General features: G+C 42.7%; 8 protein-coding genes. 7 read left to right on the top strand and 1 reads right to left on the bottom strand.

From position 1 onward, the window contains the following. The first annotated feature begins 46 nt into the window (after positions 1 to 46). Positions 47 to 1,792: an alpha-glycosidase gene (locus CA600_RS25385; protein WP_094873921.1), complete on the top strand. Its 1,746-nt coding sequence runs from the start codon at positions 47 to 49 to the stop codon at positions 1,790 to 1,792. A 116-nt stretch (positions 1,793 to 1,908) separates the two neighbouring features. Here the strand turns inward: CA600_RS25385 and CA600_RS25380 are convergent, their stop codons facing one another. Then, positions 1,909 to 9,432, bottom strand: a complete 7,524-nt coding sequence (locus CA600_RS25380; RefSeq protein WP_094873919.1) for a pullulanase — start codon at positions 9,430 to 9,432, stop codon at positions 1,909 to 1,911. A 765-nt stretch (positions 9,433 to 10,197) separates the two neighbouring features. On the opposite strand from CA600_RS25380, the gene CA600_RS25375 reads away from it, so the two are divergent. The 6 genes from CA600_RS25375 (at position 10,198) to CA600_RS25350 (ending at position 18,517) form a co-directional block, all read left to right on the top strand. Continuing rightward, a complete protein-coding gene (locus CA600_RS25375; RefSeq protein ID WP_094873917.1) occupies positions 10,198 to 11,244 on the top strand; it encodes a LacI family DNA-binding transcriptional regulator in 1,047 nt (348 codons plus the stop codon). 209 nt (positions 11,245 to 11,453) lie between these two features. Continuing rightward, complete coding sequence (pgmB, locus tag CA600_RS25370; protein ID WP_094873915.1) at positions 11,454 to 12,110, top strand: beta-phosphoglucomutase; 657 nt, start codon at positions 11,454 to 11,456, stop codon at positions 12,108 to 12,110. 297 nt (positions 12,111 to 12,407) lie between these two features. Then, the gene (locus tag CA600_RS25365; protein WP_094873913.1) at positions 12,408 to 14,726 is read left to right on the top strand and encodes a glycoside hydrolase family 65 protein; all 2,319 of its coding nucleotides are present in this window, start codon (positions 12,408 to 12,410) and stop codon (positions 14,724 to 14,726) included. Positions 14,727 to 14,819: 93 nt separating this feature from the next. Then, positions 14,820 to 16,502 carry a glycoside hydrolase family 13 protein gene (locus CA600_RS25360; protein WP_094873911.1) on the top strand — a complete coding sequence of 561 codons (1,683 nt, stop codon included), beginning with the start codon at positions 14,820 to 14,822 and terminating at the stop codon, positions 16,500 to 16,502. Positions 16,503 to 16,646: 144 nt separating this feature from the next. Then, entirely contained in the window at positions 16,647 to 17,510 is an 864-nt protein-coding gene (locus CA600_RS25355; RefSeq protein ID WP_179281728.1) for an AraC family transcriptional regulator, read from the top strand. Positions 17,511 to 17,665: 155 nt separating this feature from the next. After that, positions 17,666 to 18,517 (top strand): DegV family protein, encoded by an 852-nt coding sequence (locus tag CA600_RS25350; protein ID WP_094873906.1) that lies wholly within the window; start codon positions 17,666 to 17,668, stop codon positions 18,515 to 18,517. The last annotated feature ends 72 nt before the right edge of the window (positions 18,518 to 18,589 follow it).

The following is an 18,589-nucleotide window of genomic DNA, read 5'->3' as shown; positions in this document are numbered from 1 at the left end:
GCTGGTCAGGGAAGTATCGCTTACAAAACTTTAGGAGGACTTATTCATGTTACTGGAAGCTGTGTACCATCGCCCGCGGTTAAATTGGTCTTATGCCTATAATGAGAGTACGATTCACTTGCGTCTCCGCGCTAAAAAAGGGGATTTAACAGAAGTATTTGCTTTTGCAGGGGATAAGTACACTTGGGATACCACGAAAGAGCTAATTCCCATGACCCTCTTCACTTCTGATGCTATGTTCGATTATTGGGAATGTGCTTCAGTTCCCATCTATCGCCGATTGAAATACGGATTCTTACTGCAAAAGGATAACGAGAAAGTTTGGATGACCGAAAATGATTTTCAAACGAATCGCCCAGAAAATCCAAACAAGCTTTTCGAGTTCCCATTTATTAACCCCGTTGATGTGTTCACTCCACCTGCCTGGGTAAAGGACGCTGTTTTCTATCAGATCTTCCCTGAACGATTTGCAAATGGTGACCCTAGCCTTGATCCAAAAGATGTTCAGCCATGGGGAGCAGAGCCAACACCAACCAATTTTTTTGGCGGCGACCTGCAAGGGGTTATTGATCATCTGGATCATCTTAACGAGCTTGGCATCAATGCTATTTATTTCACACCACTCTTCACTGCAACTACTAATCATAAATACGATACAGAAGATTACATGAAAGTTGATCCGCATTTCGGGGATATTGCAACGTTAAAAAAACTCGTCGACCTCTGCCATAAACGTGGAATTCGTGTGCTGTTAGACGCTGTATTCAACCACTCCGGTGGAACCTTCGCTCCATTTTTAGATGTTCAGGAAAAGGGAGAAGACTCCATTTACAAAGACTGGTTCCATATTCGTGAGTTTCCGCTTAAGGTTGTAAACGGCATTCCTACTTATGATACTTTTGCCTTTGAACCACATATGCCAAAGCTTAATACTGAACATCCTGAAGTTAAAGAGTACTTACTGAAGGTCGCTGAATTCTGGATTACAGAAGTTGGAATCGATGGTTGGCGCCTTGATGTAGCCAATGAAGTAGACCATGATTTCTGGCGTGAATTCCGCAAGGTGGTAAAGCGCGCTAATCCTGAGGCCTACATCCTTGGAGAAATCTGGCATGAATCTGCTCCGTGGCTGGAGGGTGATAAATTCGATGCTGTCATGAACTATCCCTTCACTGATGCCGTCTTAGACTTTTTTGTTCACGGTAACCTTGATGCAGAGGGATTTGCCAACTCTATCGGCAGGCAGTTATCGCGTTACCCACTGCAGGCAAGTGAAGTTGCCTTCAATCTGTTAGATAGTCATGACACTCCACGCTTACTTACGCTGGCTGCGGGCGACAAAAATAAAATGCGATTAGCTGCACTATTCCAGTTCACCTTTATGGGTACTCCTTGTATCTATTATGGCGACGAGTTCGGAATGGACGGTGAGGGTGACCCAGGTTGTCGTAAATGCATGGAGTGGAACCCTGAGAAGCAGGATCATGATCTGTTCGAATTCTACCGTCAGCTCATTCAAATACGCAATGAGCAACCTGCACTTCGTACGGGGACATTTACTTTCTTGGAGGCAGGTCGACAAGGCAGTAAGATAGCCTATGAGCGCCGATTGGATCTTGAGACTATAGTTGTACTGATCAATAGCGAAGAGACCGCTCAAACGTTCCGTGTTGACGTAGACGAGCGAAATTGGGAGAACTTATTCACGGCCGATACTGTGCGTGCTGAGCGTGGCAAGCTGAACGTGAAGATGCCTGCTTATGGTTTCGCTATACTTAAAGCAATCAACTAGATTTAAGCCTTTGACCGTAAAAAACATAACATAATAAAACAGGGTATCTCACTAGCTAGGATAGCTGTGGGATACCCTGTTTTCGGTGCACTACAATCAGCACACCGAAGTCCAGTTTACTTGCTCAGTAGCGTATAAATAATCTGTGCGCTTTCGGCGCGGGTCATCCACCCTTTTGGAGCAAATTGATTGTTCTCTCTGCCTTGCAGAAGCCCTAGACCTGCCGCAGTCTTCACGTAGCTATCTGCCCATTTGCTGATACTAGATGCATCTGCAAATGTCGTGACACCCACTGCTGGGTCGATCTTCTTACCAGACTTCACTTCAAGCGCACGGATTACCATGATAGCCATTTCCTCACGGGTAATGGAAGCATTCGGTGCAAAGGTATCCTTGCTTCGACCACTAACAATGCCGAGCTTAGACGCTGTTGCTACGTATGATGAATACCATGCATCTGACTTAATATCAGTAAATTGAACCTGTCCCTCAGCATTTAAACCGAGCGCACGAACTAGTAATGCGGTGAATTCTGCACGGCTAACGTTGCTCTTCGGATTAAACTCGGTTGTTGTAACCCCTGAAACAATTTGTTTTGCTGCAAGAGACTGAATTACGTTAAATGCCCAATAGGTATTTGGAACATCCTTAAACGACTTCACAATCTCAAGTACACCATATTTGCTAAAGTGCGTGACTTGTGCAGATATCACGCCATCATTCAGCTGTCCTCCTACGTACTCAAGCTCACCATTATCGCCCAAATAGTAGATACCCAATAAATCTTTATTGAATTGGCCTTTAATTTTAAACGAAATCGTAATCGGTTCATCGAACTTCTTAACTACAATCCGGGTACCGTCTTTCTTCAGAATGCTAAGTCTCAATTCAAACACATCGGATAGCGAAGTTACGGTTCCTGCCTCTTTGTTTAAACCATCTACTACTGCTTTCGCAGCAGACTGGACCATTGGATTCAGCTCCAACAGGATTTGAGCACCTTCTGCATCCACAACTGAAGCTAAACTTGGTATTGTACTTAACAGTTTGTTAGGGATAGTAACTAATAAATCCCCCATTCTAAATACTAGATTATTCGATCCTAACGTTTTTGCAGCTTGCAACGGTAACAACACTGCTGTCTTACCTGCAGCAATATCGATTTGCACCTTTCCATCTTTACCATTTTTCAAGCTGTCCTCACTGACAACTTGAGTGTCAGCAGGGGTTGTTGGGCTAACAACGTTACCACCAGGTGATGGTGTTGCTGTCACTTTAGATACCCCAGATAGAATAACCGTACCCCCATCATCTCTGCCTGGTAGATCAATGGTTACTTTTTGATCAGTGGATACCGTGAAGGTTTTACCACTATATTCATCTTTTGCAGTCGAATTGGCAGTAAACGGTACTGGAATCGTTGCAGATACCTCACTAGTCTTAGTGTTAACAACCGTCACAACGTTCTCATCTTCATAAGATTTATTGAAAGCTAGATAACCTAAATCATCTGAGCCTGCCAACTTCGTGCGTGTACCTTTGGAATATACTTTGGAGTATTTTGCACGGATATTCAACAGCTTCTGATAATGATCATGAAGTGGCTTCTCTGCAGTCAACTGATCCCAAGGCATATCCTTACGGTTCTCACTGAACTCACCTTTAGACATGTCTCCTGCATTTTTGCCCGATTTTCCTAGTTCTTCTCCGTAATAAATGACTGGCTGTCCCTTGGCGGTGATTTGCAGAGCGGCTGCGATTTTCAGCTTGCCTTTGTCTCCATCTACATAATTGGACAAGAAGCCATCCTCATCATGACTACTTAGGAATTGAGCCATCACCTTTGTATTGTCTAGCTTCGTCTCACGTACCTGTAGATAGGAATCCACACTGTTTATTTTGCCATCGGTAAAATCCTTCGCTGCTGTCTTAAATCCAAAATCGAGCAGACCGTCCATTTGACCAGTTTCGAGCATTCCACCATTACTATCAATGGTTCCGCCGAAGTATTCACCGGTCATTTTGAAGTTTGGATCAATTGAAGTCAATGCATTTTTAAATGCTTTCCAAGTTGTATCTTCTACATGTTTGACTGTATCCACACGGAAATAGTCAATCGTATCTCCACGTTCCGTCCGAGCGTTGTCTAACCAGCCTGTTTGCCAATCGATAATTTGTTTGCGAACGGCTGGATCTTCTGTTTTGAAATCCGGCAACCCTGCAAGCTCGCCTTTGATTGGATCTGTATCCGCGGATACACCATCCGAACGAAGCATTCCTTCAAAACGCGCTTTATCCTCTGCTGTAATTGTTGGATCGGTATCCGTAGCCTTAAGACCATAACCCGTATGATTAAGTACAACGTCTACCATGATCTTGATGCCCTTGTCATGTGCCTTCTCGATCAATTCCTTGAAGGTTTCCATATCACCAAGATGCTCGTCGAGTTTTGTAAAGTCTTTGGCCCAATAGCCATGATATCCGTATTGTTTGAAGCCATCACCTTTATTAAAATCAATATTATCTACAATTGGCGTAATCCAAAGTGTGTTAATACCGAGTTCTTGTAAGTAATCTAAATTCTCGATCATGCCTCGGAAATCCCCACCATGATAAGCTTCTAGATGATCTTTATCTACATTCTCGTTATTCGTAGGATCTCCATCCTTAAATCGGTCTGTAAGCGCGAAGTAAATACGAGCCTCATCCCAATCAAAATCAAGCTTATCACCTGTATAGGTTCTAGCTTTAACCTCGATTGTTGCATTTTGCTTATGCGCATTGCCGTACTGGTCCACGAGCGTGATCGAAATATTCTTGATTCCCGCAGACACCGTGTCCTTTACAGCAACCGTCTGTTTCATCAATTCTGTATCTAACTTGACCCTGCTTGGTCCTCCAAGGTTAGTTAAATCCATATAACCTTCCGAATACTTTACATCGTCTGAAGAAGATGCATTGATCGTTACAACCGCATTCTGATTTGATGTAACTGCTTCTGGAATTACGGATGTCGTAATCGTAACGTCAGGAATATGATACACCACAACAGATTCATCATTCACCGTATTCTTAGGATCCGTTAATTCAGTAGTGACACCGTTTTTCGTGATCAAAAACGTATACTTATACGTACCTTCTACTAAATCAGTCAACGTATAAGTGAACCACTCATTAGCGGAATCGTAAGTCATCGGATACGAAATGCCATTTACTTTTACTTTAGCAGCTGTAATCGCAGCCATATTATCATTACGGAACAAGGCATCATCGCGGTATCTAAACGTAAGCGTTCCATCTTTTAGAATTGGACCGTTAATACTTGGCTTGATATCAAACTCTTTAACCCCGCTAGTTACGTTCACTTTCGTGAACCCTTCACCCGGCGTCAATGGAATTTCACGATCATCCCCGTAAGGATCCTTAATCGACCAATCGGTACCTTTACGAATGACGAACCCTACTTTTGTCGCATTCTCAGCAACCTCAATTAGGACACTCGCTTTACCATCCTTAAAGGTATTAAAATCAATCTGGTCATTTTTAACTCCCGTATTCCAAACCCAGATGTTCCAATCCTTATAATCCTTATCACTACGCGTATAAGTGAACAGGACATATCTCTTATCCGTAACCTTAACGGTAACAGATGTAGAAATACCGCCATAAGTGATGGTAATTACAGCTGTTCCATTGCCAATCGCCTTCACTTGACCTTTATTGCTTACTGTAGCCACTTCAGGTTTATTGGAAGTGTAAGTAGCTGATTGTGTAACGTTTCTTCTGCTGTTGTCATCATATCTCGCAAAAACAGAAGTTTGATGCGTATTGCCTGCTGCCAGCGTATAGCTCACATTCTCGGTCTCCAAAGAAGTAAGCGTAGCGGCTTCAGCTTCCATTTTGATAATTACAGCAGTTAAAGGCTCTAACATAATTGAATTTGCGGTTAAGGAGAAACCGCTCCATTGACCCACCGGAATTGCAGTGACACCAGCTTCATCATTGTCGACAAGCACCTGACCACTCGTCAAATCGTCCGAAAGGGTCAGTGTTCTTGCTGTGCTATCGCCATTCATGAAGACATAATAGATACCTGTGCCATCTGTAGCTTTGTTTGAATAACCAATAACAAGATCATCTGTCTTCATTTCTGGAGCAGGAATTAGGTTAACATTGGAATTAACCAGATCCTTGTCTCCCAATCGGAATGCGTCCGTGGACTTTCTCAGTTCCATTAGACCCGAAGTATATTTTCTTGTCGTGTTCTGGACAGGGAATTGTGATTCATCCGTTGCTTTCGTCCAGTCAAACATGTTGACCGCATCCGAAGAATCATACGAATCATGAATGAAATAACCGAAGGATTTTCCTTCGCTATCAAACATTTCAGTGTATTTATCCTGAGGAACCGTAGTATCCTTCCACTGCTTAGTACGTCCATATTCCTGGCCCGCATGAATGAAAGCTGTTCCCTGAGAGGTTAGAACAAGCATGTTGCCAAGTCTAATCCGCTTCTGGATTTCAAGCTCATTCTCTGCAATTGTAGGATCCTTCTTGATCGTTTGTGCAATCACATCATGCAGCGTCAAGTTATCATGTGCTTCGATGTACGGAACGATATCCCCTGGATCATCAGCGGGCGTATTTGATGGTTGTGCTTTAATATTGTTAAAGATTGTCGTGATTGGACGCGCACCGCCCGTAATAAATCTAGGCTGACCTTCAGAGCCATAACCAGATTTCAATTCATTACGGAACTCATCAGAGAAAACACCGACGCTATCCGTTTTATCCATCCAGTCCTGATCTGCACCTTTCCCAGCAAGGGAAGGATCAGCTGCAGCACCGCCGAATGTTCTCCAACCTTCACCAATAAAAAGAGCCTTCGGATTAATTTCTGCCGCGGCATCATAAGCATGCTGCACAGACTCTGCTGTCGCATCGCCCATCATATCCCAGCGCATCCCATCAATCTTGTACTCTTCAAACCAGTATTTCACGGAATCTACCATTAGTTTCTCAGCCATTTTGTGGTTGGTGGCCAGATTGTTTCCGAAACCTCCGATAAAGTTGCCCGTTGCATCTTGGAACGCATAGTAATTAGGTACGATGTCGTTTAAGAATTCTTTTTTAGCCATATGTGTGTATACTACATCCAGAACGACACCCATTCCAGCTTCATGCACGGCGTCAATTAAACCCTTTAACTCTTTAATTCGCTCTTCAGGATCGGCAGGTTTCTGAGAATAAGCACCGTCTGGAGAGAAGTAGCTGTGAGGATCATAACCCCAGTTATATTCATTGTTTTTGGCGGAATAATCTGTCTCTCTAGTCCCCATCTTTGTTTCATCCCCGTAATACCAAGCCATTACAGGAAGTAATTGAATATGAGTCACACCAAGAGATTTAATATAATCGAGCTTCTTTTCAAAAGCGCTATAAGAGCCCCATCTTTCGCCGCTCAGGCTATCTTGAATGGATACATCGGATGTAAAGTCTCTGACGTGGACTTCATAAATGATAGCGTCCTCTCGTTTTTCATAACCTGTAATGTCAGCATAACCAAAGGAATCCGGGTTCGTTTGGCTTAAATCAACGATAGCCGCTTTACCGACAGTATCACCGCCGACACCAGCAGCACCTGTAGTATCCACAGTAAATACCGCCATTGATTTAGCATAAGGATCTAGAACCTTATTAGTTACACCGTCATTTGTTACTTCGTATTGATAAAAGAATCCTCTTACATCATTTGTGGTAGTGCCTGTCAGGTCATTTGGTTTTAACTTGACCGACCAAACCCCTTGCTCTCCACTCGTTAAGTCCACACTACCCACTAGTACATTGGAGTCGTTCTTATCGTATACATTGACGACAACCGAACTAGCTTTAGGTGCCCACAATTTTAACGTGGCTGTTTTGTCAGCGTTGTACGTAGCCCCTAGATCGTCTCCCGTATAATTGTACATTTCATCAAGCATTCTCCAACCACTAGCCGCTGAGACCGTTTTACCTGAATAAGTAACGCTAAGCGGAACTTTATCCAGATCAAAGGCTGCTGTATCCACTTCAATTGAAGTTTTGCTGGTAATGGTTACAGCCGATACAGGAATAGAAACACCGTCTTTATCTTTAACGGTAATCTCATTCTTCAATGCTGCTGCATCCAAGCCGTCAGTTAACGTAAATCCAAGGAGGATTTTGCTAGTTGATAACACCTCTGCGGAAACTAAACCGATAGGTGTTTCACCAAATGGAGAAACATATACATTGTTGTCTCCTTCTTTTATCCACAGCTGATTGTAACGATCCAGCAGAGTAAAGCCTTTGTCACCGCCGTCCTTATTATCACCATTCAACGGGTTCACTACGAGAAAACCTATTTTTTTTGCAGCTTCTTTCAATGGAATATCAATATAGGCTCCAAAGCGTCCTACTTGATCTGCTTGGAATGGAACTGCATCTTTAGGCCAATCCTTAAGTGAAACTGCCACATCATCCCACAACCATAATCCATACTGACTTTGATTGGAATCTGATCTCATATAGTGGATCCGAACGGTATTTGCCGGAAGCTTAACTGGTTCATAAGGCGTAACTACATCGGAACCTTCTTTGATCCACACTTCATTGGTTTGTGGAGTATTAATCGCGAAGTTCTTATCTCCTCCATCTTTGTCACCACTAGCACGCTTTAGTGTGATGAATGAAATTGTCTTGGCCCCGTCCTTCAGCGGCACATCTACATATGCTCCATAGGAATCCAATTGTCCTTCAGGAAAGGGAGTTGCACCCATCGCCCAACCATCAGAAGGGCTTACAACATCACCCCATAACCATAATCCCTTATCGGTGTAATCACTAGATTGATAGTGGACACGAATATGCCCTGCTGGAACAGGTGTAACCTCTACAGGTTCCGAAGGAATTTTATATTCTGCAGTTACACTATGTTCTCCCGTGTTGTACTTAAAGGTTACCTTAAGATCTAACGGTAAACTCAATGTCAGATCGGTCTCCGGATAAGACATATCTTCTGATTCTGTAGCTCCTGGAACAAAAACCTTGTATGTGTAATCTCCCTGCGGCACAGTAACAACTGTACTGTAGACACCATCAAAATCAGGATCTGATAAAGTAGACAATACTTCTGCTGGCAGGTTTCCTGTTAATCTTGGCAGCTTATCCGCAGCAATTGGCGTGTAGTACGTAGAATCAGCTATTTTATGAGTGATGTCATTGTAATAAAAGGTTACAGTCGTTTCTTCTTCAAACTTTATGTGGATATTCTCTCCATCATTTTTCCCTTGAGGGTTTGTATACTTTGCAAAGCCATAGTTCTCATCCCAACTATCATTCAGAGCAACCTTGTAATTATATTCCCCCGCTGGTAGAGTCCCAGTAAAAGAATACAGACCATTGTCTGAGTAAGTCATTTGGGTGACTACTGATGTCTCATCCCAATCCTTACCGGGATTTTCCGCCCCAGTAGAAATAAACTGTGATTGCAAATCACCGACCAAAACTACCTTTGTCGTTTCTGCAGAAACCTTAACAGGGTGTAAGCCAAGACTGGAGAACACAAGAGCAACGATCATGAAGATCGCGAACGTCCTCTTGCCCCATAAATTTATTTTCATTTTTGTAAAACCTCCCATAATTATGAATTGCTTTTGTGCAAGCGGATACATAATTTCTCGAACCCCGCCAATTATTCTGAGGTTATGAAATCATGTGTCTTCCTTCTGTTGTTGGAGAAAGTCTATGTGTGTGGCTCGTCAAACCGGATTAACAGCATCACCATCCTTTTCAAAGTAAAAGATTATCAGAAAAACAATGAACTCAGTGCAAACGTTTGCAACAAGTCTTGCACAAACCTAAGTACATAAAACTCATTCTTTAGTACAACGAATTCCGCCCCAAATTCAGCCAATGTAAACGCTTGCTATATTTTGATTTACATACTAATGCTGTATTTATGGTATTGTCAACCAGTATTTTTATGTATTGAACGAACTCGAATTATCATAAAAGTAAAAATAAAGAAAAGTAATCCTGATAATCCCATTAGGATTTATCCGATTTTTTGAGATTTTCTCTAATTCCATTCCTCGAATCGAATTTAGTATATACTCATCAATTGTTCTAAAAAAATTTGAGCCACACGTTTGCATTTATGAAATGCTCCTTTCGAAGAAATTGGATATTTTTTATACATATTAAGATGAATCTTGCTAATTTATTCATGCTTTTTTGGTGAAAACAAACAATTTTACATATAAATTTCTAATACTCTTTCCAAAAGTAGCAATATTACCCCTTCCAAATGACTTTATCTATTTACAATTTAGATCTCTTAGATTAATATTACTGTGTAAAGCAAACGGTTCCATAAGGAGGTTTCTATGACAGTTACCATTAAGGATGTGGCCAAGAAAGCGGGAGTATCTCCCTCCACGGTATCCCGGGTATTGTCCAATCACCCCAGAATCAGCCTGGAAACTTCCCGCAAGGTCAAAGCTATTATGGAAGATATGGGCTATACACCTAACATGATGGCTAAGAGTCTAGTGTCGAAAACTACAAACAGCATATGCTTCAGTCTTCCTAAACCAGCTGAAGAGCTGTTCTCAAATCTATTTTTTATGGAATTAATCCGGGGGATCGTTACACAAGCTAGCCGTTCCGGCTACGACGTGTTAATTAGTTCTGGAGCAAACGAGAAGGAAGAATTGGAAGCCGTTTCAAGACTTCTAAAGGGTCGTCGAGTAGATGGTGTTATACTGCTTTACTCTCGTACAGATGATGCTGTTATTGATTTTCTAGAGAGTAACGATTATCCATTCGTACTGGTAGGCCGAAGTGATCGGTATGAGAATATTTTATCTGTCGATAACGATAATGTGATGGCAGCATATGATGCTACAAACCACCTCATTGCAATGGGTCATGAACGTATTGGCTTCGTAAGCGGACCACCGAATCTAATTGTTTCTCGCGATCGTCTCGCAGGATACCGTAAAGCATTGCTGAATAGCGGTCTTGAAATGCGTGATGAATGGATTGTAGAAGGTGAATTTCTACAGGATAGCGGATATAGAGCGATGTCTTTTTTCATGAATTTGCCTAATCGGCCTACTGCTTTAGTTGCAGTGGATGATATGGTATCGTTCGGAATTTTACGCGGATTGAATGAACTGAAATACAAAGTGCCTGACGATCTCGCTATTGTAAGCTTTAACAATATTCCATTATCTGAATTATCCAGCCCTCCGATCAGTAGTATTGATATTGGAATTTATCATCTTGGCTACACTGCATCTCAGGTACTTATCCAGAATATCAAGAGTCCGAACCACGATGCTGGTTATACAAACCGATTTGTTATTCCACATCGCCTGATTGTGAGAGAGTCATCCATGTACGCTCATGCTAAGAACAAAACCGAATGAATAAGTGAAGCGATCAACGCTTCATTTATTTTTTGAAAATCTGTACAAACGTTTGCGCTAAATTACTAAAACTTCTTGATCCAGTTCTTTTCAGGGTGAATATTCGAATCTGAGGTTAAGATAAACTTAACATCTTTAGCAAAGCTTATACGAATTGAAAGCAAACCCAATGGGTCACGCTACTGTCACAAATTTTAGGAGGTACTACAATGACGGAAATTAAAGCCTGCTTGTTCGATTTGGATGGTGTTATCGTTGATACTGCCAAATACCATTATATCGCATGGAAAGAGCTTGCAGATGGATTAGGGTTTCTCTTCACAGAACAAGATAACGAACGCCTTAAAGGAGTCAGCAGAACGGCCTCGCTAAACATTTTGCTGGAAATCGGCGGACTAACTATCGATGAAGAAGAGAAAGCTAAGCTTGCGGAACAGAAGAATAATCGATATGTCGAATATATTGCGAAAATGGACAGCTTAGAGATTTTGCCAGGTGCGCTTGATTTTCTGAAAGAGTGCCGTGAGAATGGCATCAAAGTTGCCCTCGGTTCTGCTAGTAAGAACGCAATGACGATTTTAAATAATACCGGATTGACCCCTTACTTTGATGCGATCATTGATGGCACACACACTAGTGCTGCTAAACCTGATCCGGAAGTTTTTCTTTTAGGTGCTAAAGCACTTGGCGCTGATCCTAAACACTGTGTTGTCTTCGAAGATGCAGAAGCAGGAATTGAAGCTGCAACTCGTGCTGGAATGTTCAGCGTTGGTATTGGGTCACCGGAAACGCTCAATGCGGCGAACATCGTCGTTCCATCGCTCGCTCATATGAGTGTGTCACAACTCAAAAAATCTTTTGCATAAAGTCTAACGAACATTAATCAACTGAAAGTGTTAATGTGATTCGCCCTGCTACATTCCACTTATAAATGAAATATGTATATCTAGAGGTACGCTTGAAGTGGAGATGGCGAAAGGATTGTGTAGAAGCGCTAGCGTTCGCCTTTGTCCCCAGATGCTCACCTTTAATTCTTCAAATTTAAGCATCTGGGGACAACAGCGATCGGAACAACCTTTCGCCAGCGGAGCGACTCACAAGCACCCAAGTAGAGATATAGTTCATTATATATCCCCACAACATATTTAAAGGAGCCGGTTATCGTGAAACAATATTTAACAATTGATGAATGGTCCATTATTGAAGAATCCTTTGACCCACAGACACAAGAAATCTCTGAAAGTGTATTTAGCCTTGGCAACGGATTTATGGGTGGCCGAGCTAATTTTGAAGAGCAATATAGTGGAAGCAGCCTGCAAGGCAGCTACATGGCTGGCGTATACTATCCTGACAAAACACGGGTCGGCTGGTGGAAGAACGGCTATCCCGAATATTTCGCTAAAGTACTGAACAGCACGAACTGGATCGGTATTAACATCGACATTGAGGGCACTCCTTTAGACTTGGCAAAATGTACGGTTTCCGATTTCCGTCGTGTTCTTAACATGAAGGAAGGTACGCTTTCCCGCTGCTTTACTGCCACGCTTGAAGATGGTAAGGAAGTAAAAGTTGAGAGTATCCGTTTTGTCAGCATGACTCGTCAAGAAATTGGGGCTATTCGTTACTCCATCACTCCTGTTAATTTCTCAGGCAAGATTACAATCACTCCTTATCTCGACGGCGATGTGAAGAACAAGGATTCCAACTATGACGAGAAATTCTGGAATGAAGTTGAGAAACAAGCAGGCACTGAAGGCGGGCATCTTACTCTTAAGACTAAAAAGCTCGATTTTCATGTAACCTCTGCAATGGCTTTTGATATCCAAGTCAATGGTGAGAAGGTCAACACTGAGGCTGAAGCGATTGAACAAGAGAAATATGTAGCTAGCAAAATCAATGTCTCCGTACAAACTGGCGATCACATCGTCATTTATAAATATGTTGCTAACGTAACCTCGCGTAATCATGGTCTTGGACAACTGGTCGATGCCGCTCAAACGGCTTTACAAGCTGCTAAGGAAGCTGGTTTTATAACCCTTCTGAACGAACAAATAGAAGCTTGGAGAGAGAAATGGAAAGAAAGCGACATCATTATTGAAGGTGACGTTTCGGCTCAGCAAGCGATTCGTTTCAATATTTTCCAGCTAAACCAAACCTACAATGGTGAAGATGACCGTCTGAACATTGGACCTAAAGGCTTTACAGGTGAAAAATACGGCGGCAGCACTTACTGGGATACAGAGGCGTATTGCGTTCCCTTCTATCTCAGTACAGCGGACTCCTCTATTGCCCGCAACCTGTTAATCTACCGTTACAAGCACTTGGAGAAGGCTAAAGAAAATGCTCGTAAGCTTGGTTTTGCAAAAGGTGCGTTGTACCCAATGGTTACAATGAACGGTGAAGAGTGCCACAACGAGTGGGAAATTACTTTTGAAGAAATTCACCGTAATGGAGCCATTGCTTATGCGATTTACAACTATGTGAACTACACTGGAGACAAAGCTTATCTGGGTCAATATGGCCTTGAAGTCCTTGTGGAAATCTCCCGCTTCTGGGAAGAACGAGTTCACTATGCAAATCGTAAAGACAAATACGTGATGCTTGGCGTAACAGGCCCTAATGAATATGAAAATAACGTAAATAATAACTGGTACACCAACCGGATGGCTTCCTGGACTATGGAATATACCTTAGAAGCACTGGATTATCTGAAAAAGAATGAATCCACGCGCTATGCAGAACTAGTTGATAAATTAGGGCTCCAAGAGAGCGAAACCGCTAAATGGAATGATATCATCGCTAAGATGTATTATCCTGCGGATGAAGAACTGGGTATCTTCTTGCAGCAAGATGGCTTCCTAGACAAAGAGATTATTCAAGTTAAGGATCTGGCAGCTGAGAACCTGCCACTTAACCAAAAATGGTCGTGGGATCGTATCCTGCGTTCTTGCTTCATTAAACAAGCGGACGTTCTGCAGGGATTATATTTCCTAGGAGACCGTTACGATCTGGATACCAAAAAGCGGAATTTCGACTTTTACGAGCCGATCACTGTTCATGAGTCCTCCCTATCCCCTTGTATCCACTCTATTCTAGCCAGCGAACTAGGATATAAAGATAAGGCTTATGAAATGTACTTGCGTACTTCAAGACTGGATCTTGATAACTATAACAATGATACCGAAGACGGCTTACACAGCACTAGTATGGCCGGTACTTGGATGTCAATCGTACATGGCTTCGGCGGATTACGTGTGCATGATGGCCGACTGACTCTGAACCCATCGAACCCAGGTCACTGGAGTGCATACTCATTCAAAATCATGTTCCGTGGCTCCCGTCTAAAAGTAAGCGTGTCGGATGCACAGGTTACGGTTACGAATGAAACGGATTTCCCAGCTTCTATTACTATCTATGACAAAGAATATACCGTGAACGGCCTAAGCAGCATCACTGCTGACAGCAAATCCGTCACTGTATAAACCGACACCACAAGAGACCCTTGAAGCCAATAGCTTTTCAGGGTCTCTTTAATTTTTTCCTAAATGGATAACTTATATAAGGAGTGATTATTAATGAAAAGAACCTTTTGGAAGGAAGCTGTCGTTTATCAAATCTATCCACGCAGCTTTCAAGATAGTAATGGTGACGGTATTGGAGATCTGCAAGGTATCATTTCACGTCTGGATTATTTGCAGAAGCTCGGTGTCGATGTAGTTTGGTTGTCACCAGTATATAAATCGCCAAATGATGATAATGGTTATGACATCAGCGATTACGAAGATATTATGGATGAGTTCGGCACGCTAAAAGACTGGGAGGAACTACTGACCGGACTGCATGATCGTGGTATAAAACTAATGATGGATCTTGTAATCAACCACTCTTCTGATGAACATCATTGGTTCGTAGAGTCCCGTTCGTCAAAAGATAATCCCTACCGTGATTACTACATATGGCGTCCAGGTGGACCGAATGGCGAACGCCCTAACAATTGGAGCTCCATATTCAGCGGTCCGGCTTGGGAGCTAGATGAGACTACTGGCGAATACTATCTACATCTGTTCTCACGCAAGCAACCGGATCTCAACTGGGACAATCCAAAGCTGCGCGAGGAATTGTACAAGATGATTACCTTCTGGCTTGACAAGGGTGTGGATGGATTACGGATGGACGTCATTAATTTGATTTCTAAAGCGGAAGGACTGCCTTCCTTTCAAATCGAGGGCGAGGCGCCAGAGGAGCTTGCTTGGGGTGGCGATTACTTTATGAATGGCCCCCGGGTCCATGAGTTTTTACATGAAATGAACCAAAAGGTTCTTTCGGGCTATGACATTATGACCGTCGGGGAAACGCCAGGGGCTTCGGTAGAGGATGCCGTTCTTTACACAGACGAAGATCGTGAAGAGCTTCAGATGGTATTCCAATTCGAGCATATGGACGTAGATTCCGGTCCAGGAGGAAAATGGGATGTAGCCCCATGGACATTAACTAAACTGCGCGACATCCTTCATAAATGGCAGGTCGGTCTGGCTGACAAGGGTTGGAATAGTCTGTACTTGAACAATCATGACCAGCCGCGTATGGTTTCACGATTTGGTGATGATGGGAAGTATCGCATAATATCTGCCAAAATGCTCGCTACCTTACTACATACACTTAAAGGTACCCCCTATATTTACCAAGGTGAAGAAATTGGGATGACGAATGTAAAATTCACAACGCTGGAAGATTATAAAGACATCGAAATTTTGAATATGTACCGTGAAAAAGTAACTGAGGGTGGCGCAGATCATGAGATGATTCTGAACGCAATCCATGTCAAAGGCCGAGACAACGCCCGTACCCCAATGCAATGGGATGCATCAGCTAATGCTGGATTTTCAGAGGGAGAACCATGGCTTAAAGTAAATCCGATTTATAAGGAAATTAATGTAGAGCAAGCATTGGCGGATTCTGATTCAATCTTCTACTACTACCAGGAATTAATTGCTTTGCGCAAAAAAAATCCGATTATGGTATATGGAGAATATAAGCTGCTACTGCCTGAACATGAGAACATCTATGCCTATACCAGAACTTTAGATGATGAACAATGGCTGATCCTGCTGAACTTCAGCGAGGCTCCTCAAACCGTTGATCTCTCCGCAGAGCTGAGCACCGTGACTGATTTAATCATTGGAAATTATCCGGATGAATCACCCACACGAGAAATTCTGCGTCCTTACGAAGCAAGAGTGTACAGATTACAAAGCTGACTCTCTCCGTCTTCCTGAGTTATACTATATAGGATGATTTTGTTAAGATCATTCTTCCATCAGCAACCTGTCATTAGAGAGCAAGGAATAACAGGATTTGCAAATGGTGGCATGATAGTATGAACTCAAAGGGAGATGGCAGGCTTGGAATGGCTTATCCGCATGAAAGAAGCTTTAGATTATATGGAGAGTAAAATGGAGGAAACCTTTAATATAGAAGATATAGCAAAGGTGGCTTATTCTTCCCCTTTTCACTTCCAGCGTATGTTCTACATGCTTACCGGAGTATCTGTCAAAGACTATATCCGTAAACGGAAACTAACTCTGGCGGCACAGGAACTCGCTATTTCTAAAGTTAAGGTGCTAGATGTCTCATTAAAATACGGATATGACTCTCCCGAGTCGTTTGCCAAAGCATTCCGCAAAGCACATGGAATTACTCCTTCTGCTGCGCGGGAGTCAGGGGTACAGCTCAAAGCCTTCCCTAGACTCTCCTTCCATCTATCACTGAAGGGAGATAAAGAAATGGACTACAGAATTGAGACAAGAGAAGCTTTTAATGTTATCGGACTAGTTGAGGAAATGACAACGAAAGATGGGGAGAATTTACGCCGTATCCCCCAGCTGTGGATTGAAGCTAACGAAAATGGTACGTCGGATAAGCTGATTGAGATCGGTGTTGATAAGGACATTCTTGGGATTTGTAAAGATTTCAATCACGAAAAAGAAACCTTCTCCTATTGGATTGCTGTCGAAGCCTCTCCAGAGACGGATGCTCAGGGCTTTGCTTCTACGACGATACCAGCTGCGAGCTGGGCTGTGTTCACCTCAGTTGGGCCAATGCCGAATGCTATTCAGCAAGCATGGTCACGGATCTTTCAGGAATGGTTCCCTGCAACAGGCTATGAGCATACAGGAGGACCCGAGTTTGAGTTATACCTTCCGGGAAGACCTGATGCAGAGGATTATCGCTGCGAGATCTGGATACCGGTTATGAAAAAAAATTAAAGCTTACTAAGACTATTCGGAATTCCGGATAGTCTTTCTTTCTTTCAGAATTTCTACGATTTCATTTTGAGAATCGGCTTAATCTTGGTATAATAAATAGATTATGTGATTCAATAATGACTATTGTCGTCCGATTATCGGTGAAGGAGAAATTCATGTCTACTGTAAAAATATTTTCAGACAGCACTTCCGATTTGCCTCAAGGCTGGAAGGATACTTTTAATATCGGCATCGTTCCCCTTTACGTAGTGTTTGAAGAAGGAACCTACAAAGATGGTGAAGATATCACACCAGAGGAAGTGTATCGCCGTGTAGCCGCAAGCGGAGTATTGCCAAAGACTGCCGCGCCTTCGCCAGCTGACTTTATCGCCGCTTTTCATCCGGTAATTAACCGTGGAGATGATATTGTATATATCAGTCTCTCCTCGTCACTATCCTCTACATATCAGAATGCACTTTTGGCTGCCGGGGAATTCCCTGAGGGTCGTGTACAGGTTATTGATTCACAGACCTTATGTGGAGGCATTGCTCTTCTCGTTATGAAAGCTGTCAGAGCCGCTGAAAAAGGTCACAGTGTCATTGAGATTGCAGCTATGCTGAAGCAGAGTCGCAATCTTGTAGAAACAGAATTCGTGGTAGATACGCTAGATTACTTATATATGGGTGGACGCTGTTCAGGTATGCAGAATTTCATCGGTAGTCTGCTAAAAATTCGTCCTGTTCTTAGACTTGTAGACGGCAGCATCGTACCTACTAGTAAAATTCGTGGCAAAAAAGAAAAAGCCGTGGAACAAATGCTCCAGAACGCCTTGGTTAACATCGATCGGATGGATAGAGAGCTGCTCATCGTTGTACATACCTTGGCGGAAGAAGATGCTCGCTATCTAGAGACAGCGATACGAGAGAAGACTCAAGTCAATGAGATAGCTATCCTCAACGCAGGTTGTGTTATTGGTAGCCATTGTGGTCCACATACTGTAGGTCTCATGTATATGCTTCAAGATTAATCATCTCATGCAAATCTCCGGCCATTGCTTCGCAAATCAATGGACCGGGGATTTGTGCGTTTACCACTCCTG

The sequence above is a fragment of the Paenibacillus sp. VTT E-133280 genome (assembly GCF_002264385.1).
Lineage (GTDB): Bacteria > Bacillota > Bacilli > Paenibacillales > Paenibacillaceae > Paenibacillus_AQ > Paenibacillus_AQ nitricinens.
Note: the sequence above shows the minus strand (reverse complement) of the source record. Positions and strands in the feature narration are given on the sequence as shown.